This is a genomic window from Enterobacter sp. P82 (assembly GCF_037053385.1).
Classification (GTDB): domain Bacteria; phylum Pseudomonadota; class Gammaproteobacteria; order Enterobacterales; family Enterobacteriaceae; genus Enterobacter.
Genome location: NZ_JBALHX010000003.1, coordinates 188,994 through 209,852, shown reverse-complemented (window position 1 = coordinate 209,852; position 20,859 = coordinate 188,994). Strand labels below are relative to the sequence as shown.

15 protein-coding genes and 3 tRNA genes are annotated in these 20,859 nt (G+C 54.2%); 10 read left to right on the top strand and 8 right to left on the bottom strand.

The features are described 5' to 3' along the window. Genes ptrA through recD form a run of 3 tightly spaced genes read left to right on the top strand, consistent with a single transcriptional unit; the run spans nt 1 to nt 8,239 of the window. Nucleotides 1-2,883: a pitrilysin gene (gene ptrA, locus WB237_RS16475; RefSeq protein WP_336214621.1), complete on the top strand. Its 2,883-nt coding sequence runs from the start codon at nt 1-3 to the stop codon at nt 2,881-2,883. After that, nucleotides 2,880-6,422, top strand: a complete 3,543-nt coding sequence (gene recB / locus WB237_RS16470) for an exodeoxyribonuclease V subunit beta (protein ID WP_336214620.1) — start codon at nt 2,880-2,882, stop codon at nt 6,420-6,422. The genes ptrA and recB overlap by 4 nt, the downstream gene beginning before the upstream one ends. Beyond that, nucleotides 6,419-8,239 (top strand): exodeoxyribonuclease V subunit alpha, encoded by a 1,821-nt coding sequence (recD, locus tag WB237_RS16465; RefSeq protein ID WP_336214619.1) that lies wholly within the window; start codon nt 6,419-6,421, stop codon nt 8,237-8,239. The genes recB and recD overlap by 4 nt, the downstream gene beginning before the upstream one ends. Nucleotides 8,240-8,273: 34 nt before the next feature. Here recD and argA read toward each other — a convergent pair whose 3' ends face one another. After that, a complete protein-coding gene (argA, locus tag WB237_RS16460) occupies nt 8,274-9,605 on the bottom strand; it encodes an amino-acid N-acetyltransferase (RefSeq protein WP_028016905.1) in 1,332 nt (443 codons plus the stop codon). Between the two features lie 227 nt (nt 9,606-9,832). On the opposite strand from argA, the gene amiC reads away from it, so the two are divergent. After that, a complete protein-coding gene (amiC, locus tag WB237_RS16455; RefSeq protein ID WP_028016904.1) occupies nt 9,833-11,086 on the top strand; it encodes an N-acetylmuramoyl-L-alanine amidase AmiC in 1,254 nt (417 codons plus the stop codon). Nucleotides 11,087-11,175: 89 nt separating this feature from the next. Here the strand turns inward: amiC and WB237_RS16450 are convergent. The 3 genes from WB237_RS16450 to WB237_RS16440 all read right to left on the bottom strand — a co-directional run bounded on the left by WB237_RS16450 (nt 11,176) and on the right by WB237_RS16440 (nt 11,494). Next, a tRNA-Met gene (locus WB237_RS16450) sits at nt 11,176-11,252 on the bottom strand. Nucleotides 11,253-11,296: 44 nt separating this feature from the next. Next, a tRNA-Met gene (locus WB237_RS16445) sits at nt 11,297-11,373 on the bottom strand. Nucleotides 11,374-11,417: 44 nt separating this feature from the next. Continuing rightward, nucleotides 11,418-11,494: transfer RNA gene (locus WB237_RS16440), tRNA-Met, on the bottom strand. A gap of 208 nt (nt 11,495-11,702) precedes the next feature. Here WB237_RS16440 and mltA point away from each other — a divergent pair. Together mltA and tcdA are read left to right on the top strand one after the other, a co-directional pair. After that, nucleotides 11,703-12,800 (top strand): murein transglycosylase A, encoded by a 1,098-nt coding sequence (gene mltA, locus WB237_RS16435; protein ID WP_336214618.1) that lies wholly within the window; start codon nt 11,703-11,705, stop codon nt 12,798-12,800. A 76-nt stretch (nt 12,801-12,876) separates the two neighbouring features. Further along, entirely contained in the window at nt 12,877-13,683 is an 807-nt protein-coding gene (gene tcdA / locus WB237_RS16430; RefSeq protein ID WP_336214617.1) for a tRNA cyclic N6-threonylcarbamoyladenosine(37) synthase TcdA, read from the top strand. On the opposite strand, the gene csdE is transcribed toward tcdA, so the two are convergent. Next, on the bottom strand, nt 13,674-14,120 hold the full coding sequence (gene csdE / locus WB237_RS16425) for a cysteine desulfurase sulfur acceptor subunit CsdE (protein ID WP_336214616.1): 447 nt from the start codon (nt 14,118-14,120) through the stop codon (nt 13,674-13,676). The genes tcdA and csdE overlap by 10 nt on opposite strands. Further along, a complete protein-coding gene (gene csdA, locus WB237_RS16420; RefSeq protein WP_336214615.1) occupies nt 14,120-15,325 on the bottom strand; it encodes a cysteine desulfurase CsdA in 1,206 nt (401 codons plus the stop codon). Before csdA ends, csdE begins: the two co-directional genes overlap by 1 nt. Before the next feature lie 192 nt (nt 15,326-15,517). Between csdA and WB237_RS16415 the strand changes: the two genes are divergently transcribed. The 4 genes from WB237_RS16415 to rlmM all read left to right on the top strand — a co-directional run bounded on the left by WB237_RS16415 (nt 15,518) and on the right by rlmM (nt 18,538). Then, the gene (locus tag WB237_RS16415; RefSeq protein ID WP_114978596.1) at nt 15,518-15,745 is read left to right on the top strand and encodes a YgdI/YgdR family lipoprotein; all 228 of its coding nucleotides are present in this window, start codon (nt 15,518-15,520) and stop codon (nt 15,743-15,745) included. Between the two features lie 347 nt (nt 15,746-16,092). Continuing rightward, nucleotides 16,093-17,010, top strand: a complete 918-nt coding sequence (gene gcvA, locus WB237_RS16410) for a glycine cleavage system transcriptional regulator GcvA (protein WP_028016898.1) — start codon at nt 16,093-16,095, stop codon at nt 17,008-17,010. Between the two features lie 39 nt (nt 17,011-17,049). After that, nucleotides 17,050-17,445 (top strand): DUF423 domain-containing protein, encoded by a 396-nt coding sequence (locus WB237_RS16405; RefSeq protein WP_028014272.1) that lies wholly within the window; start codon nt 17,050-17,052, stop codon nt 17,443-17,445. Beyond that, nucleotides 17,438-18,538, top strand: a complete 1,101-nt coding sequence (gene rlmM / locus WB237_RS16400; protein WP_336214614.1) for a 23S rRNA (cytidine(2498)-2'-O)-methyltransferase RlmM — start codon at nt 17,438-17,440, stop codon at nt 18,536-18,538. The genes WB237_RS16405 and rlmM overlap by 8 nt, the downstream gene beginning before the upstream one ends. Nucleotides 18,539-18,598: 60 nt before the next feature. On the opposite strand, the gene xni is transcribed toward rlmM, so the two are convergent. Both xni and sdaB read right to left on the bottom strand, forming a co-directional pair. Further along, the gene (gene xni, locus WB237_RS16395) at nt 18,599-19,354 is read right to left on the bottom strand and encodes a flap endonuclease Xni (protein ID WP_336214613.1); all 756 of its coding nucleotides are present in this window, start codon (nt 19,352-19,354) and stop codon (nt 18,599-18,601) included. A 112-nt stretch (nt 19,355-19,466) separates the two neighbouring features. Further along, nucleotides 19,467-20,834 (bottom strand): L-serine ammonia-lyase II, encoded by a 1,368-nt coding sequence (gene sdaB, locus WB237_RS16390; RefSeq protein WP_114978599.1) that lies wholly within the window; start codon nt 20,832-20,834, stop codon nt 19,467-19,469. Nucleotides 20,835-20,859 lie beyond the last annotated feature (25 nt).

Below are 20,859 nucleotides of genomic sequence, written 5' to 3'. Positions count from 1 at the left end.
ATGCCAGGCAGCACCTTGTTTAAAGCGTTGGTTTTGTTTGTCGCCCTTTGGGCTCCCTTCACTCAAGCAGACTCCGGTTGGCAACCTGTTCAGGAAACTATCCGTAAGAGCGAAAAAGATACCCGTCAGTATCAGGCTATTCGCCTTGATAACGGCATGACCGTGCTGCTGGTTTCCGATCCGCAGGCGGTGAAATCCCTCTCGGCGCTGGTGGTGCCGATTGGGTCACTGGAAGATCCTGATGCCCATCCTGGGCTTGCTCACTATCTGGAACATATGACGCTGATGGGATCTAAAAAATACCCGCAGCCAGATAGCCTGTCCGAATTTCTGAAAATGCACGGCGGTAGTCACAACGCCAGTACAGCACCGTACCGTACGGCTTTTTATCTCGAAGTCGAAAATGATGCCCTGGAAGGGGCGGTCGATCGTCTTGCTGATTCCATCGCTGCACCGCTGCTGGATAAAAAATATGCTGAACGTGAACGCAATGCCGTTAATGCTGAGTTAACCCTTGCCCGTACGCGAGACGGTATGCGCATGGCCCAGGTGAGCGCCGAAACCATTAACCCGGCGCATCCGGGTTCGCGTTTCTCCGGTGGTAACCTGGAAACATTAAGCGATAAGCCAAACAGCCCTGTTCTTGATGCGCTGCATGCGTTTCGCGACAAATATTACTCCGCGAACCTGATGAAAGCGGTTATTTACAGCAACAAACCGCTGCCAGAGCTGGCAAGCATGGCCGCTCAGACGTTTGGTCGTGTGCCGAATAAAAATATCGACGTACCTCAGATAACCGTTCCGGTGGTCACGGACGCCCAAAAAGGGATTGTTATCCACTACGTGCCCGCCTTGCCGCGCAAGGTGTTACGTGTTGAATTCCGCATTGATAACAACACGGCACAGTTTCGCAGTAAAACCGACGAGCTGGTGACCTATCTGATTGGCAACCGTAGCCCGGGTACGCTTTCTGACTGGCTGCAAAAACAAGGGCTGGTGGAAGGGATTCGAGCCGACTCCGATCCTGTGGTGAACGGCAATAGCGGTGTGCTGGCGATATCTGCGACCCTGACCGACAAAGGGCAGGCAAACCGTGATGAAGTGGTGGCGGCGATATTTAGCTACCTTTCTCTGCTGCGTGATAAAGGCGTCGATAAACGCTACTTTGATGAACTGGCTCACGTGCTGGATCTCGATTTCCGTTACCCGTCCATTACCCGTGACATGGACTATGTGGAGTGGCTGGCGGATACCATGATCCGCGTGCCGGTGGAACATACTCTTGATGCGGTCAATATCGCCGATCAATATGATGCTGACGCCGTAAAAGCCCGCCTGGCGATGATGACCCCGCAGAATGCTCGCATCTGGTACATCAGCCCGAATGAACCCCATAACAAAACGGCCTATTTTGTAGACGCCCCTTATCAGGTAGACAAAATCAGCGCCCAGACCTTCGCCGACTGGCAGAAAAGAGCCGGGGAAATTGCGTTGAAACTGCCGGAGTTGAACCCCTACATTCCGGATGATTTCTCGCTGATCAAAACCACGAAGGACTATCCGCACCCGGAGCTGATTATTGATGAACCGACGTTGCGCGTGGTGTATACCCCAAGCCGCTATTTTGCGAATGAGCCAAAAGCCGATGTCAGCGTCGTTCTGCGTAACCCTAAGGCGATGAATAGCGCAAAAAATCAGGTGATGTTCGCCCTGAATGACTATCTTGCTGGCATCGCGCTCGATCAGCTCAGCAATCAGGCGGCCGTGGGGGGGATCAGCTTCTCAACCAATGCCAATAACGGTTTGATGGTCAATGCAAATGGCTACACTCAGCGCCTCCCTCAGCTGTTCCAGGCGCTGCTTGAGGGCTATTTTAGTTACACGCCGACGGAAGAGCAGCTTGAGCAGGCCAAATCCTGGTATGCGCAGATGATGGACTCTGCGGAGAAGGGCAAAGCTTACGATCTTGCGCTTATGCCAGCGCAAATGTTGTCGCAAATTCCTTATTTCCAGCGTGAAGATCGCCGCGCGTTACTGCCTTCTATCTCATTGAAAGATGTCCTCGCTTATCGTGATGCGTTGAAAACCAACACGCGTCCCGAGTTCCTGATCGTCGGCAACATGAGTGAAGAGCAGGCCAAAACGCTGGCGGAGAATGTACGCACCCAGCTCGGCTCGAAAGGTGACGAGTGGTGCCGCAACCAGGATGTGCTGGTTGAGAAAAAACAGAATGTGATTTTTGAAAAGGCGGGCACTAGTACGGATTCTGCGCTGGCAGCGGTGTTTGTACCAACGGGTTATGATGAATTCTCCAGTTCAGCGCGGAGTGCCGTTCTGGGACAGATTATTCAGCCGTGGTTCTATAACCAGCTACGTACAGAAGAGCAGCTTGGCTATGCGGTCTTTGCGTTCTCCATGAACGTTGGCCGTCAGTGGGGGCTGGGTTTCCTGCTGCAAAGTAGCGATAAACAACCGGCTTATCTCTGGCAGCGTTATCAGGCTTTCTTCTCAAAAGTGGAAGCAAAACTGCGCGCCATGAAACCGGACGAATTTGCCCAGATCCAGCAGGCCGTCATCGCTCAGGTGATGCAGCCACCGCAGACATTGGGTGAAGAAGCGTCACAGCTCAGCAAAGATTTTGATCGCGGTAATCTGAACTTTGATTCGCGTGATAAAGTAGTGGCCGAGATAAAACAGCTGACGCCTCAGAAGGTTGCCGAGTTCTTCCATCAGGCGGTGATTAAGCCGCAGGGAATGACCATCCTGTCTCAGGTTTCCGGGAGCCAGAACGGGAAAACGGAGTACGTGAACCCGAAAGGCTGGAAAGTCTGGAAGAGCGTCAGCGCGCTGCAGCAAACTATGCCCTGGAGTAAGAAAGAATGACCGATACCGCTGAGCCTCTTGATCCCTTACGTTTACCTCTACAGGGTGAACGATTGATTGAAGCTTCAGCGGGAACGGGAAAAACCTTCACCATTGCCGCGCTCTATCTGCGCCTGCTGTTAGGGCTTGGCGGTAACGCGGCTTTTCCACGTCCGTTAAGCGTGGAAGAGCTGCTGGTCGTCACCTTCACCGAGGCTGCCACCGCGGAGTTGCGCGGTCGTATTCGTTCCAATATCCATGAGCTGCGTATCGCCTGTCTGCGTCAGAGTACGGATAACCCTCTCTACGCGAGCCTTCTGGAAGAGATTGCTGATAAGCAACAGGCCGCCCAGTGGTTGCTCCTGGCTGAACGACAGATGGATGAAGCGTCCGTCTTCACCATTCACGGTTTTTGTCAGCGCATGCTGAGCCTGAATGCGTTTGAATCCGGCATGCTGTTCGAGCAGCAACTCATTGAAGATGAATCCGTGCTTCGCTATCAGGCTTGTGCGGATTTCTGGCGTCGCCACTGCTACCCCTTACCGCGAGATATCGCAGAAGCGGTACATGCGTTATGGAAGGGCCCCGAGGAGCTTCTGCGTGCCATCGATCGCTATCTTCAGGGTGAAGCGCCGGTAATCAAATCTCCGCCGCCAGCAGATGAAACTCTCGCTTCTCGCCATGAAAAAATTACCGCCAAAATTGCGGCCATCAAGCAAAAGTGGAATGCGTCGGTCGGCGAGATTGAGGCGATTATCGAAAATTCCGGGATCGACAGACGTAAATTTAACTGTGCAAATCAGGGGAAATGGATCGATAAGATCAGCGCCTGGGCACAGGAAGAGACGCGAGGGTATCAACTCCCGGATGCGCTGGAAAAATTCTCTCAGTGTTTTCTGGTTGAACGAACCAAAGCCGATGGCATTGTGCCGGAGCATCCGCTGTTTGTGGCTATCGAAGCCCTGCTGGCCGAACCGTTAACGCTCAATGACCTGATGATCACCCGCGCAATGGCGGAGATCCGTGAAACCGTCTCGCGTGAAAAGCGTCGCCGCGGTGAACTTGGGTTTGACGATATGCTGAGCCGCCTGGATGCCGCGTTGTGCAGCGAAAATGGTGAAGCACTTGCCGCGGCTATTCGTAACCGCTTCCCGGTTGCGATGATTGACGAGTTCCAGGATACCGACCCGCAGCAGTACCGCATTTTCCGCCGTATCTGGCGACAACAGCCTGATACCGCGCTGTTGTTAATTGGCGATCCTAAACAGGCTATTTACGCTTTTCGTGGTGCGGACATTTTCACCTATATGAAAGCCCGCAGCGAAGTTGACGCACATTACACACTGGATACCAACTGGCGTTCATCTCCCGGGATGGTAGAGAGCGTCAATGCGCTTTTCAGCCGCATGGATACGGCATTTATGTTCCGGGAGATCCCTTTCCAGCCGGTAAAATTTGCGACAAAAAATGCCTCATTGCGCTTCGAATTCAACGGTACGACTCAGCCCGCCATGAACTTCTGGCTGCTGGACGGAGAAGGCTGTGGCGTTGCGGACTATCAAAATGCCATGGCACAGCACTGTGCCGCGCAAATCCGTGACTGGCTCAGTGCGGGGGCACGTGGCGAGGCGGTGCTCTGGAGGGGCGAGGAGTCAACCCCTGTAAAGGCATCGGATATTACGGTGCTGGTGCGTAGCCGTCAGGAGGCCGCGCTTATCCGCGATGCCCTGACATTGCTGAACATTCCGTCCGTCTACCTCTCAAACCGGGACAGTGTTTTCGAAACGCTGGAAGCGCAGGAGATGTTATGGCTGCTGCAGGCGGTGCTGGCCCCGGAGAGGGAGAGCACGCTTCGCAGCGCGTTAGCCAGCGCGATGCTCGGGCTGAATGCGCGTGATATTGATGCGCTCAACAACGACGAAGACGCGTGGGATGCGGTAGTGGAAGAGTTTGTTTACTACCGGGATAAATGGCACAGACGCGGTGTAATGGCGATGGTGCGTGAGCTCATGGCGCAGCGTCACATTGCGGAGAATATACTCGCGACAGCGGGCGGTGAACGTCGTCTGACCGACATTTTGCACATCAGTGAGCTACTGCAGGAAGCGGGCACGCAACTGGAGAGTGAACACGCTCTGGTGCGCTGGCTGGCGCAACAGATTGCCGACCCGAACAGTAATTCGTCCAGTCAGCAGATGCGTCTTGAAAGTGATAAACATCTGGTGCAGATCGTCACCATTCACAAGTCGAAAGGCCTGGAGTATCCGCTGGTCTGGTTGCCGTTTATTGCCAATTACCGCGCGCAGGATCAGGCTTTTTACCACGATCGCGAGTCATTTGAGGCGGTGCTCGATCTCAGTAAAGCTGAGTCCAGCGTTGAACTGGCAGAGGCCGAACGTCTGGCGGAAGATTTACGCCTGCTCTATGTGGCGTTGACCCGTTCGGTCTGGCACTGCAGCATGGGTGTCGCCCCGCTGTTTCGTCGCCGTGGTGAGAAGAGCGGGGAGAGCGATTTTCATCTGAGTGCGCTGGGGAGGCTTATTCAGCTCGGCGAACCCAAAGATGCAGCAGGCCTGCGCCAGTGCATCGAATCACTTTGTGGGGATCATACTGCCCTGCACATTCCGTCGCAGCCCGATAATAGCCGCTGGCAATTACCGGAGCTCCGCGAGTCTGAGCTCCATGCCCGCCAGGTTGTGCGCACAATTGCTGACGACTGGCGTGTGACGAGTTATTCCGGTTTACAGCAGCACGGGCAGAGCATTGCCCAGGATCTGATGCCAAAACTGGACGTCGATGCAGCAGGGACCGGTAGCGTACCTGTTGAGCCAGTGCTCACTCCGCATCAATTCCCGCGTGGCGCCTCACCAGGCACATTTTTACATAGCCTGTTTGAAGAGCTGGATTTTACCCAGCCAGTCTCTGAGGAGTGGGTGCTGAAGATGTTGCAGAGTGGAGGCTATGACGCACAGTGGCAACCGGTTCTCACAGACTGGATCAGCACGGTTCTGCACGCCCCACTCACGGCTCAAGGGATCTCGCTGAGCCAGTTGAGTGCCAAAGATAAACAGGTGGAGATGGAGTTTTATCTTCCTATTGCCAGCCCGCTCAGGGCCGACGCGCTTGATGCGTTGATCCGCGAGCATGATCCGTTATCTGCCGGTTGCCCAGCGCTGAACTTCCGCCAGGTGCAGGGAATGTTAAAAGGGTTTATCGACTTGGTTTTCCGCCACGAAGGGCGTTACTACCTGCTGGACTACAAATCGAACTGGTTGGGTGAAAACAGCGAAGCCTATACCCAGCAGGCGATGGCATCAGCCATGCAAGCACATCGCTACGATCTGCAGTATCAGCTCTATACCCTGGCGCTGCATCGGTACCTGCGGCATCGCATTGCCGATTACCGTTACGAAGACCATTTTGGCGGCGTCATTTACCTCTTTCTGCGTGGAGTGGATGCTAACGATCCGCGCTCTGGCATCTTTAGTACGCGCCCGGCTGTAGAGCTGATTGAAAAAATGGATAACTTGTTTGCCGCAAACACAGAGGAGGTGGCATGACGATGCAGGCGCTATTGCTGGAAGCGGTAGAACAACGATTACTGCGCCACCTTGATGTACAGTTTGCCATGATGGTGGCAGGCGATGAACCCGCTGTGATGCTCGCCGCCGCAATCCTGAGTAAAGACGCGGGAGAGGGGCATGTCTGCCTGCCGCTGTCGCGTCTGGTTGTTGATGAGAAAATGCCTCCGGCTATACAGGCTTGTTTCGCGTTGCTGGATGACGCAGTGGACTGGCAGGCGATATTACTCGGCTCGCCCGCCGTGAGCGGAGCCGATACCGGGACGCCGATGATCCTGAGCGGCGAACGTTTATACCTTAACCGGCTGTGGCGCAATGAACTGACGGTGGCGCGTTTCTTCAGCGAGACGAATGCGCCGCTGCCTTGCGATGAAGCGCAACTCCGGCAGGTGCTGGATACGCTGTTTACCTCTGATGAGGCGACAGACTGGCAAAAAGTCGCGGCAGCCGTGGCGTTGACGCGGCGGATCTCGGTTATCTCTGGCGGCCCGGGAACCGGGAAAACGACCACCGTGGCAAAACTGCTTGCCGCGTTGATCCAGCTATCGGGCGAGCACAAGTGCCGTATTCGTCTGGCGGCCCCCACTGGCAAAGCGGCGGCTCGTCTGACGGAATCATTAGGTGGGGCATTGCAAAAGCTGCCGCTCACCGTGGAGCAACGTGCGCTTTTCCCAAATGAAGCCAGCACGCTGCACCGACTGCTTGGTGCTCAGCCAGGTAGCCAGCGTCTGCGATATCATGCGGGTAACCCGCTGCATCTGGACGTACTGGTGGTAGATGAAGCATCGATGATCGACCTGACGATGATGTCGCGGTTGATTGATGCTCTGCCGCCCCATGCGCGCGTCATTTTTCTGGGCGATCGTGACCAGCTTGCTTCAGTGGAAGCTGGGGCGGTGCTGGGGGATATTTGTACTTACGCCAGCTTTGGCTACACCACCGCGCGTGCTCAGGAGCTGGAGCGTTTGACCGGATGCGTACTTGAACCCGATAACTCGCCGGTGGCGGGAGCGCTACGCGATAGCCTGTGCCTGCTGCAAAAAAGCTATCGTTTCGGCAGCGACTCCGGTATCGGCCAACTGGCTGCCGCGGTAAACCGTGGCGATCGGCACAGTACGCGTGCGGTGTTTGACGGTACGTTTACCGACATCGAGAAAAAATCACTGCAAAGCGGAGAAGAGTATCAGGTGATGCTGGATGACGCCCTGGAGGGGTATCAGCATTTCCTTGCATGTATCCAACAGCGCAACTCACCAGAGCAGGTCATTGCCGCCTTTGGTGAGTACCAGTTACTGTGCGCACTGAGGGAAGGGCCGTTTGGCGTCAGTGGGCTGAACGACAGGCTGGAGCAGCTTCTTGTTCAGAAGCACAAAATCAACCGGATGCCGCATTCGCGCTGGTTTGAAGGACGACCCGTAATGATCTCCCGCAACGACAGTGCGCTGGGGTTGTTTAACGGGGATATCGGGATTGCGCTCGATCGCGGCCAGGGGCTGCGCGTCTGGTTCCAGTTGCCGGACGGTAGCGTGAAGTCTTTCCAGCCCAGCCGTTTGCCTGAGCATGAAACCGCGTGGGCGATGACGGTGCATAAATCCCAGGGCTCCGAGTTTAACCATGCGGCGCTGATCCTGCCGACACAGCTTTCACCTGTTATTACCCGCGAGCTGATTTATACCGCGATTACGCGCGCGCGTCAGCGCTTGTCACTCTATACCGATGAACGTGTGCTGGTGCAGGCCATTGCCACCCGTACAGAGCGCCGGAGCGGACTGAGCGCGATATTTGAGTCTCTTTAAGCGAAAGCCCTCACCAGACGGTGAGGGCATCGTATCATCCCAGATCAGCCATCAGCACTTTTGAACGGCGCTGATAGTTGTACATCTCTTTCTTCGTTTCTGGCAGATAATCTATATCCACCGGCGTGAATCCACGCTCCTGGAACCAGTGAATGCTGCGTGTCGTCAGGACGAACAGCTTGCTCAGGCCCATCTGGCGGGCTTGCGCTGCTACGCGCTCAAGCAGCATTTCACCGCGTGAGGAGCTGCGGTAATCAGGATGCACCGCCACGCAGGCCATTTCGCCGATCTTCTCTTCCGGGAATGGATAGAGTGCGGCACAGGCAATGGTCAGGTTATCGCGCTGAATAATGGTGAATTTGTCGATCTCCATTTCCAGCTGTTCCCGCGAACGACGCACCAGAATACCCTGTTGCTCCAGCGGCCGGATCAGTTCCAGAATACCGCCGATATCATTGATGGTGGCACGGCGGATTTGCTCAGCACTCTCCATCACAATCTGCGTGCCGATACCATCTCGGGAGAACAGCTCCTGTAACAGAGCTCCATCTTCCTGATAACTGATCAAGTGGCTGCGGCGCACGCCGCTGCGACAGGCTTTCACCGCACCACGCAGAAAACGCACGGTACCAGAATGGTAGTCACCTTCAGCTTCCAGTGCTTCTACGCGGGCCTGGGCTTCATTAGGGAAGAGTTCGGGCACAATCACCCCTTCATCGTTTACGACACCCTGGGAAGAGCAAAACCCTATCATCTTTTCCGCTTTCAGCTTAATCGCCAGTTGAGTAGCAATCTCTTCTGAGGTGAGGTTAAAGCTTTCTCCGGTCACGGAAACGGCGACCGGGCCCATCAGCACGATGGCACCGCTGTCCAGCTGGCGGTGAATAGCTTCTTCATCAATACGACGAATACGGCCGCTGTGGCAGTAATCGACGCCATCGTCCACGCCGAGCGGTTGGGCAATGATGAAGTTACCGCTCACGACGTTGATATGCGCGCCCTGCAATGGCGTGTTGTTCAGGCTCATCGACAGGCGAGCCGTAATATCCAGCTGCAACAGACCCGCAGCTTGCTTCACCAGTTCCAGGGTTTTCGCATCCGTCACACGAGTATGTTTGTGGTAAATCGGCTCGTGGTGGTGTGCGGCCAGGTTGGCGTCGATCTGCGGGCGCGCGCCATAGACCACCACCAGGCGGATCCCGAGGCTGTGTAGCAGGCCAATGTCATTGACGATGCTGGAAAAATTTTCATGCTCAATGGCTTCGCCGCCAAGCATGATGACAAACGTTTTTCCCCGATGGGCGTTGATATAGGGAACAGAATGGCGGAATCCCTGGACCAGTTCGGTTCTACGCTCCTTCACCATGGCACAACCCTTAATGAATGTTTATTCGTAATTTATGTATTTTTATTCGATTGTGGGCGTGTGTGCAAGCGCAAATTTTCCGCGACCCACAGAAATTAATAAGTAATCCGTGCGTTAACGTATGATTGTTTACCCTTTTATAGATGACAGTTTATGCGTCATTCGTTAAAGTTTTCGGTCAATTTGGACATTATGTATATCAGTCAGTTTTCTTGCTCGGGAGAAGCATGTCGGGATCCAACTCAGCAATAAGCCGTCGCCGTTTGTTAAAAGGGGCCGGGGCAATGTGGTTGCTTAGCGTCAGTCAGGTAGGATTAGCCGCCACAAGTCAGGTGGTGGCGGTTCGCGTCTGGCCGTCGTCGACCTATACGCGCGTGACGGTTGAATCCAACCGCGTGTTGAAATATAAGCAATTTGCCTTAAGCAATCCTGAACGCGTGGTCGTGGATCTCGAAGGGGTGAATCTCAATTCCGTGCTGAAGGGGATGGCGGCGCAGATCCGCGGTGACGATCCGTTTATTAAATCGGCGCGCGTCGGGCAGTTTGATCCGCAAACCGTGCGTATGGTGTTTGAGCTGAAGCAGAACGTTAAGCCTCAACTGTTTGCTCTCGCGCCCGTTGCGACCTTCAAAGAGCGTCTGGTAATGGATCTCTACCCGGCGAATGCGACGGATATTCAGGATCCTCTGTTGGCGTTACTGGAAGATTATAACCAGGGCAATCTCGAGAAGCAGGTTCCACCTGCGCAAAGTGGTCCACAGCCGGGTAAAGCAGGGCGCGATCGTCCGATTGTGATCATGCTGGATCCGGGGCACGGCGGGGAAGACTCGGGGGCAGTCGGAAAATATCGTACCCGCGAAAAAGACGTGGTGCTGCAAATCGCTCGTCGTCTGAAGGCGTTGATCGATAAAGAAGGCAATATGCGCGCCTATATGACGCGTAATGAAGATGTCTTTATTCCGCTGAAAGTTCGCGTGGCAAAAGCGCAGAAGCAGCGCGCCGATTTGTTTGTGTCTATCCATGCGGATGCGTTTACCAGCCGCCAGCCAAGCGGTTCTTCGGTGTTTGCGCTCTCAACCAAAGGGGCGACCAGTACTGCCGCGAGATATCTCGCGGATACCCAGAACGCCTCGGATCTTATCGGTGGTGTGGGCAAAAGCGGCGACCGTTATGTCGATCACACCATGTTCGATATGGTGCAATCACTGACCATCAACGACAGCCTGAAATTTGGTAAAGCGGTGCTGGGCAAGCTGGGTAATATCAACAAGCTGCATAAAAACAGTGTCGAGCAGGCCGGGTTTGCGGTTCTGAAGGCACCGGATATTCCGTCTATTCTGGTTGAGACGGCTTTTATCAGTAATGTTGAAGAAGAGCGCAAGCTCAAGACGGCAAAATTCCAGCAGGAGGTAGCGGAGTCGATTCTGGCAGGGATCCGGGCGTATTTCTCTGACGGGGCGACGCTGGCGAGACGTGGGTAAATCTTTCAGCCGGGTGAGATACCCGGCAAATTCACAAACGACAGATACAAAAAAACACCCTTAAGGGTGTTTATTGTTTTAAGAAGTGTTGGTTGCGGGGGCCGGATTTGAACCGACGACCTTCGGGTTATGAGCCCGACGAGCTACCAGGCTGCTCCACCCCGCGTCCGTCTTTCTACTTCTGTAGAAACTTACTTCTTCAAATTTGATTGGTTGCGGGGGCCGGATTTGAACCGACGACCTTCGGGTTATGAGCCCGACGAGCTACCAGGCTGCTCCACCCCGCGTCCGTCTTTCTACTGTTGTAGAAGATACTTCATCAAATTTTAATTGGTTGCGGGGGCCGGATTTGAACCGACGACCTTCGGGTTATGAGCCCGACGAGCTACCAGGCTGCTCCACCCCGCGTCCGTGGATGCGCACTATACTCGGATAGGTTTGTGATGCAACCCCTTTTTCACATAAATCATGATTTTGTATGCAAATTGAACGACATGGCTCTGTTTGGACTATTTTTTGCGCAAAATTTGCCAAAGGTAATGCGATCGCATTTCATTAGCCCTGGCGGTTTGTTATCTTCATCACGCGGAAATGGGCAACTTAAAGACGAGATATAATGAAAGGACGTTGGGCGAAGTATCTGATGACGGGCGCAATGGTAGCCATTCTTGCGGCCTGCTCTTCCAAACCGACCGATCGCGGTCAACAGTATAAAGACGGGAAATTATCCCAGCCTTTCTCCTTAGTTAACCAGCCTGATGCTGTTGGCGCACCGATTAACGCCGGAGATTTCTCCGAGCAGGTCTATCAGATCCGCAATGCGTCACCGCGCCTGTATAGCTCACAAAACAACGTTTACAGTGCAGTACAGGACTGGCTGCGCGCGGGCGGCGATACGCGCAATATGCGCCAGTTTGGTATCGACGCCTGGCAGATGGAAGGGGCGGATAACTACGGGAACGTCCAGTTCACGGGGTATTACACGCCAGTGATTCAGGCGCGGCACTCTCGCCAGGGCGAATTCCAGTATCCAATTTATCGTATGCCGCCAAAACGCGGCCGCTTGCCGTCCCGTGCGGAAATCTACTCTGGTGCGTTGAGTGAAAACTATGTCCTGGCTTACAGCAATTCACTGATGGATAACTTCATCATGGATGTTCAGGGCAGTGGTTATATTGATTTCGGTGATGGTTCGCCGCTTAACTTCTTCAGCTATTCCGGTAAAAACGGCCATGCCTATCGCAGTATTGGTAAGGTGTTGATCGACCGCGGCGAAGTGAAGAAAGAAGATATGTCGATGCAGGCGATCCGCGAGTGGGGCGAAAAACACAGTGAAGCCGAGGTGCGCGAGCTGCTGGAACAGAACCCGTCGTTTGTCTTCTTTAAACCGCAAAACTTTGCTCCGGTGAAAGGGGCGAGCGCTGTACCGCTGATTGGTCGTGCGTCTGTGGCATCGGATCGTTCAATTATTCCTGCTGGCACTACGCTGCTCGCGGAAGTGCCTCTGCTGGATAATAATGGCAAATTTAACGGCCAGTATGAGCTACGTCTGATGGTAGCGCTGGATGTGGGTGGGGCGATTAAAGGCCAGCACTTCGATATCTATCAGGGGATTGGTCCGGATGCTGGCCACCGTGCCGGCTGGTATAACCACTACGGACGCGTATGGGTGCTCAAAGCAGCATCTGGCACCGGAAACGTATTCAGCGGTTGATTGTGGTATTCTGAACGCAATACGGATTCATGTTCAGGGTGAGGAGAAACCTCACCCTTTTTACATCTGAGGTTTTATGTCAGTGGTAATCAGCGATGCCTGGCGTCAGCGTTTTGGCGGCACGGCACGTCTCTATGGTGAAAAAGCCCTGCAGCTGTTTGCGGATGCGCATGTCTGCGTTGTGGGTATTGGTGGTGTGGGTTCCTGGGCGGCAGAAGCGCTGGCAAGAACCGGTATTGGCGCAATCACGCTGATTGATATGGACGACGTGTGCGTCACCAACACCAACCGTCAAATCCATGCCCTGCGTGATAACGTCGGTCTGGCAAAATCTGAGGTCATGGCGGAGCGTATTCGTCTGATCAACCCGGAATGTCAGGTGACGGTCATTGACGACTTCGTGACAGCCGACAACGTCGCGGAGTACATGAATAAAGGCTACAGCTATGTGATTGATGCCATTGACAGCGTACGCCCTAAAGCCGCGCTGATCGCTTACTGTCGTCGATACAAGGTTCCTCTGGTTACCACTGGTGGCGCAGGAGGGCAGATCGACCCTACGCAGATCCAGGTGGCCGATCTGGCGAAAACCATTCAGGATCCGCTGGCCGCTAAGCTGCGTGAACGCCTGAAAAGCGACTTCAATGTGGTGAAGAACAGCAAAGGTAAGCTTGGCGTTGACTGCGTGTTTTCTACAGAAGCGCTGGTGTACCCGCAGGCTGATGGCTCAGTCTGCGCGATGAAAAGCACGGCGGAAGGGCCAAAACGAATGGATTGCGCCTCAGGTTTTGGTGCGGCCACCATGGTGACCGCCTCCTTCGGCTTTGTGGCGGTGTCTCACGCCCTCAAGAAAATGATGGCGAAGGCGGAACGTCAGGCCTGAGCCTGACGTGCGGCATCCAGTACCGCGTCGCTGAGCGCGATCAACCCCTGACCGCGCGAGGCGCTGAGCTGCGCGCGCAGCCCAAGCTCATCAAATAGCGCCAGCGGCGAGCGAGTCAACAACTCCGCCGCGCTTTTCCCCTCTATGGCGGTTAACAGTACCGCCAACAGCCCGCGGACAATACGTCCTTCGCTGTCGCCAAAGAAATGCAGCTTCTCGCCAGCAACGCTTACGCCCAGCCAGACGCGGTTCTCGCAGCCAGCGATCTCTTTTGCCTGCGCTTTTAGTTCGTCAGACAAGGTCGGTAACTGTTTACCGAGAAGGATCAACTGGCGATATTTATCTTCCCATTGTGAGAGAGGGGCGAAGGTCTGTTTTAAGGTCTCTTCTGTGATCACAGTGCCAAACGGATGTCCGGCTAAAGCAGCGCTAGTCATTAATCCACCAGTATTTCAAGGGCGCGGTCGACGGCGGCGACCAGCGCATCAACATCGCTTTGGGTATTATATGGCGCAAACGAGGCGCGTAGCGTACCGTTAACGCCGAGCGCCGCGAGGAGCGGCTGGGCACAATGCTGTCCGGCACGCAGGGCAATACCATACCCGGCAAGTAGCGTCACCATGTCGCTATGATGAACGCCTGCAAAATCGAAGGCGAGCAGGCTCGAGTCTTGCACACGAAATGATCGGAAACCCGGGCGCTTTTTGAGTTCTTCCTCCGCCAGCGTTGCCAGACCGCGGCTCCAGTTTTCAGCCTGAGCAGTATCTGTTTCAGCAAGCCATTCGAGAGCGGCACTCAGGCCAATGACGCCGGCAACGTTTGGCGTACCGGCTTCAAGGCGATAGGGAATCTCCTGGGTTTTAAAGCCGTCGAAGGTCACTTCGGTAATCATTTTGCCGCCACCGAGCCACGGTGTCATTTGCGCCAGCAGTTCCGGCTTACCGTACAACGCTCCGATGCCGGTTGGGCCGTACAGCTTGTGTGCAGAGAAAGCGTAAAAATCAATATCCAGCTTTTGCACATCAGCAGGGAAATGCACGACCCCTTGTGCGCCATCGACCATCACCACCATGCCGCTGGCATGGGCGATGCGAATGGCCTGAGCCAGATCCGGACATCCCCCCGTAACGTTCGACATCTGCCCGAGTGCCAGAATGCGGCTGCGCGGGGTAATCAACTCTGGCAGGTGAGCCACGTCGGGCAGGAGATCTGGTCCCAGTGGGAGTTTCACAATACGTGCCCCCGTTTGCTCGGCCACCATTAACCACGGTACCAGGTTGGCATGGTGCTCTGCCTCACTGACGATGATCTCATCTCCGGGCTGGAGCAACGGGCGTGCGTAGCACTGGGCCACCATATTGATGGCTTCGGTAGTACCCCGCGTCCAGACGATGTTTTTCCCGCTTTCGGCATTGATCAAACGTGCGACCTGATCGCGTGCGGCTTCATAGCGCGCGGTTAAGCGCTGTGCTTGCGCAAACTGACTGCGATGCACGTTACCGGCACTCATGCTGTAGAACTGCTGCGTCGCTTCAATAACCGCCTGTGGCTTCAGGGCGGTGGCAGCGCTATCAAGATAAATACCGGCATCAGCCAGCGCCGGAAACTGTTCGCGAAAATGTGCGGGACTGAAAGCGTTCATGGGATTCCTCATTTCAATAGCAAGATCGTCGCGCAATTTCAGCTGCAGGGCAAGGAGGTTGATATCTATCAGATTCGTCTGCTTATCCTGATGACCCTGAAAAAGCAGGTTATGCTAAATAGTGTTAGGCGAATGTTTAAGCCTGTTTTAAATCGAGGTTTGAGTAGCATTAATTGCTAAAGGAGAAGAATCATGAAAAAGACAGCTGCAATCATTTCGGCCTGTGTGTTTACCCTTGCTCTGAGCGCCTGTTCCGGTAACAACTACGTGATGCATACTAATGATGGCCGCTCCATCGTTTCGGAAGGGAAACCGTCAACTGATAATGATACCGGGATGATTTCATACAAAGATGCCAACGGGAACAAGCAGCAGATCAACCGAAGCGATGTTAAAGAGATGGTTGAGATTCAGCACTAAGATCGCAGGCGAAAAAAAAGCACCGCAAATTGGCGGTGCTACATTAATCACTATGGACAGACAGGGTAAATGTACAGGAAGTGAAAAATTGGTAGCGTTGCTACCGTGGTCTGAATCGCAGACCAATTGCAAACACAACAACACAACATCACAACCGTAAGCCAAAAGCCCTTCAGAACACGCATTCCAAAAAAAGCTCTTCGTTCCGGCTCAGGAAGTGCCGCCACTATAGGTATTTGCTGGTAGTTCCTCAACGGACAAATTATAATGTCTCAGATAAAAAAAACTAATAGGTTAAACGTTGTTTCCTGTTTGTTAAAATTCGTTAACATCTAAGCCAGATAACCATGTCGAAGCGATTGCCACCCCTTAACGCATTACGTGTTTTTGATGCAGCAGCACGTCACCTGAGCTTTACCCGTGCAGCAGATGAGCTTTTTGTGACACAGGCCGCAGTAAGTCACCAAATCAAGTCCCTGGAGGATTTTCTGGGTCTTAAGCTGTTTCGTCGACGCAACCGTTCGTTGCTGTTGACCGAAGAGGGGCAGAGCTATTTTCAGGATATTAAAGAGATTTTTTCCCAGCTCACGGAGGCCACGCGTAAGCTGCAGGCCCGAAGTGCAAAAGGTGCTCTGACTGTTAGTTTATTGCCCAGTTTTGCCATTCAATGGCTGGTGCCAAGACTCTCAAGCTTTAACTCAGCTTATCCGGGAATCGACGTTCGAATCCAGGCGGTAGATCGTCAGGAAGACAAGCTGGCAGATGACGTAGATGTCGCCATTTTTTACGGTCGCGGTAACTGGCCGGGCTTGCGCGTCGAAAAATTATACGCAGAATATCTCCTGCCGGTCTGTTCGCCTTTGTTATTAACGGGTGAAAAGGCGCTGAAGACACCTGCTGACCTGGCGCAACATACACTTTTACATGATGCGTCTCGCCGTGACTGGCAAACTTATACCCGTCAATTAGGTCTTACTCATATAAACGTGCAGCAGGGACCCATTTTTAGCCACAGTGCGATGGTGTTACAGGCTGCTATTCACGGGCAGGGCGTAGCGTTGGCGAACAACGTTATGGCGCAGTCCGAAATTGAGGCGGGCCGCCTGGTTTGCCCTTTTAATGATGTTCTGGTCAGCAAGAATGCGTTTTATCTGGTTTGTCATGACAGTCAGGCAGAACTGGGTAAAATAGCCGCTTTCCGGCAGTGGATACTGGCGAAAGCGGCAAGCGAGCAAGAAAAATTCCGCTTCAGGTATGAACAATAACGTTTGTGTGCCGGGCACGCATCAATTCAGGACTTAAACATGACCAGCCGATTCATGCTGATTTTTGCCGCGGTGAGTGGCTTTATTTTTGTTGCACTGGGCGCTTTTGGCGCACATGTATTAAGCAAGTCTTTGGGTGCAGTAGAGATGGGCTGGATCCAGACCGGCCTTGAATATCAGGCATTCCACACGTTGGCTATTTTTGGGCTGGCGGTGGCGATGCAGCGCCGTATCAGTATCTGGTTTTACTGGAGCAGCGTCTTTATGGCGTTGGGCACCGTGCTTTTCAGTGGCAGTCTCTACTGTCTGGCACTTTCGCATTTGCGCCTGTGGGCGTTTGTTACACCTGTCGGTGGCGTCAGCTTCCTGGCGGGTTGGGTATTAATGTTTATCGGAGCTATCCGTCTGAAACGCAAGGGCGTTGTTCATGAATAAGGTTGTTTTATATTGTCGCCCGGGGTTTGAGAAAGAGTGTGCCGCGGAAATTACCGATAAAGCGGCAAAGCGCGAGGTCTTCGGCTTTGCGCGTGTTAAAGAGAATGCAGGCTATGTGGTATTTGAATGCTATCAGCCTGAAGACGCGGATAAGCTGGCGCGTGAACTCCCTTTCAGCTCGCTGATCTTTGCCCGCCAGATGTTTGTCGCGGGTGAGTTGCTGAAGGATCTTCCGCCGGAAGACCGTATCACCCCAATTGTCGGCATGCTGCAGGGCGTGGTCGAGAAGGGCGGGGATCTGCGCGTTGAAGTGGCGGATACCAATGAAAGCAAAGAGCTGATGAAATTCTGCCGCAAATTTACCGTACCGCTGCGTGCGGCGCTGCGTGATGCGGGTATTCTGACGAACTATGAAACACCTAAACGTCCGGTGGTGCATATCTTCTTTATCGCACCGGGCTGCTGCTATACGGGGTATTCATACACCACCAACAACTCTCCCTTCTTTATGGGTATCCCGCGTTTACGCTTCCCGGCCGATGCACCGAGCCGTTCAACGCTGAAGCTGGAAGAAGCCTTCCACGTCTTTATCCCGGCGGATGAGTGGGACGAGCGTCTGGCAAACGGCATGTACGCCGTCGATCTTGGTGCGTGCCCGGGCGGCTGGACCTACCAACTGGTGAAACGCAACATGTGGGTTTCATCTGTTGATAACGGCCCGATGGCACAAAGCCTGATGGATACCGGGCAGGTTACCTGGCTGCGTGAAGATGGCTTCCGCTATCGTCCGAACCGTAACAACATCTCCTGGATGGTGTGCGATATGGTTGAGAAACCGGCAAAAGTGGCCGCGCTGATGGCTTCCTGGCTGGTGAACGGCTGGTGTCGTGAGACGATCTTTAACCTCAAGTTGCCAATGAAAAAGCGCTATGAGGAAGTATCGCAGAATCTGGCTTATATTCAGCAGCAACTGGATGAGAATGGCATTAACGTGGAGATCCAGGCGCGTCAGCTGTATCACGACCGCGAAGAGGTGACGGTGCATATTCGTCGCTGGTGGGCCGCTGTTGGTGGACGTCGCGACGAGCGATAGTGCGTGCTTTGTTTTGCCCGGTGGCGCTGCGCTTACCGGGCAGACAAATCGTGAATTGTATTAACGTTCCAGCCTTAACTGCTGCAAATTCCCGTCCAGCTGTAAACTCGTTTGTAACGTCGCCACATCACGGCAGATAAAGGCCATCTCTTTATGTGCTTCAAGCTTCTTGCGCCATTTTTCCGGCACCTCATCCAGCCTGGTGTAAATCCCTTCCAGACTCTGAAAATCCGTTAGCAACTGAGCAGCACTTTTTGGCCCTATACCCGCGACACCCGGCACCTTCGAGCTGCTGATCCCCGCCAGCCCCCAGTAATCTGGTAGCTGTTCAGGCGAGACGCCAAACTCACTGGCAATGAAAGGGGCATCAAGCCAGCGTTTCTGGAAGTAATCACGGATGCGGATCGTAGGCGAGAGCAACTGGCAGTAGCCTTTATCGGTTGAAACAATCGTCGCCTGATGCCCGGCGCTGGCAACTTTAACCGCAAGGGTTGCCGCCAGATCGTCAGCTTCATTGCCATGCGCCCCCCAGCAAGGGACGCCGCGTTGTTCAAAGGCGGCGCGAATGGCGGGCATCTCGTCATGCAGATCGTCTGGCATCGGGGCACGTCCGGCCTTGTAATCAGGCAGGCGCTGGTGACGCCAGCCAGTGTTACGCGCTTCGTCGTCAAACACGGCCACAACATGAGTCGGTTCGCTATGGCGGATAAGTTGCTCCAGTGCGTGCAGGCAAGTGTCTTTACAGGGTGTGCCTTGTACCGCATGGATCCGGCGAATCAGGTTGAGTGCGTCGACAATAAGCAAATGAACAGCCACAGAGATTCTCCCTTAAATCTGATGGGTAAAGGGTAACACTGTCGGCAGGATGAAACGAATAGTGTGAGGGGAAACAGGAAGAAGCCTCGCAAAACGAGGCTTCCTGAGAGGCTTAATCGCAGGTAACGATCTTCATCGCCAGACCACCGCGAGAGGTTTCGCGGTATTTGGCGTTCATATCTTTCCCGGTTTCGTACATGGTTTCGATAACTTTATCGAGACAGACGCGCGGTTCGCTGGTACGACGCAGGGCCATACGTGCAGCGTTCACCGCTTTCACGGAAGCGATCGCGTTACGCTCGATACACGGCACCTGTACCTGTCCGGCAACTGGGTCACAGGTCAGCCCCAGGTTATGTTCCATGCCGATTTCTGCGGCAATGCACACCTGCGTCGGGCTTGCACCCAACAGCTCAGCCAGACCCGCCGCCGCCATAGAGCAAGCCACACCGACTTCACCCTGACAGCCAACTTCCGCACCAGAAATGGACGCGTTCATCTTATACAGGGAACCAATCGCACTGGCGACCAGCAGGTAGCGCGCCAGAGAGTTAGCGTTCACTTCGCGGATAAACTTATCGTAGTACGCCAGCACGGCCGGAACGATACCGCAGGCACCGTTGGTCGGCGCAGTGACCACGCGGCCACCTGCGGCGTTCTCCTCGTTTACTGCCAGCGCGAACATGTTGATCCAGTCGACTACTGCCATTGGGTCTGTTGTCGTTTTGTCGGTGCTGACCAACATACGGCGCAGCGCTGCTGCACGACGTGGCACGCGAAGCTTGCCAGGCAGAACGCCTTCGGTGGTGATCCCGCGCTCAATACCGCCGCGCATCACTTCCCAGACGTTAGCAAAGTGCTGTTCCAGCTCCGCTTTGCTGTGAAGCGCCAGCTCGTTTTTCATCATCAGGCCGGAGAGGGAAAGTCCTGTCTCCTGACAGTGACGCTGAAGGTCCGCCGCAGTTTTGTACGGATAAGGCACGTCGACCGAAGAGTTACTGGTTTGACCAAAGTGGTCTTCGTCGACGATAAAACCGCCGCCGATAGAGTAGTAAGTCTGGCTGTATACCGCTTTGTCGCCGGCCAGCGCAGTGATACGCATACCGTTTTCGTGCAGCGACAGGTTGTCAGCATGGAAATTCATGCAGCGATCAACCGGGAATTCCACTTCATGTTCGCCATTTGCCAGCAGCAGGCGACCGTGGGTATTAACGTCCTGGATGAAGCCAGGGATCGCGTCAATATCAACGGTATCCGGCAGGTTTCCCGCCAGGCCCATGATAATGGCGATATCGGTATGGTGGCCTTTCCCGGTCAGGGAAAGAGAACCGTAAACATCAACAACCACGCGGGTTACGTCGTGCAGGAGGCCGCGTGCAATCAAGTCATCCGTGAACTGCTTACCGGCTTTCATTGGTCCGACGGTGTGAGAGCTGGAAGGACCAATACCGATTTTGAAAATATCGAATACGCTAATCATGATGCGTCCATTGCTTTCAGTCAGA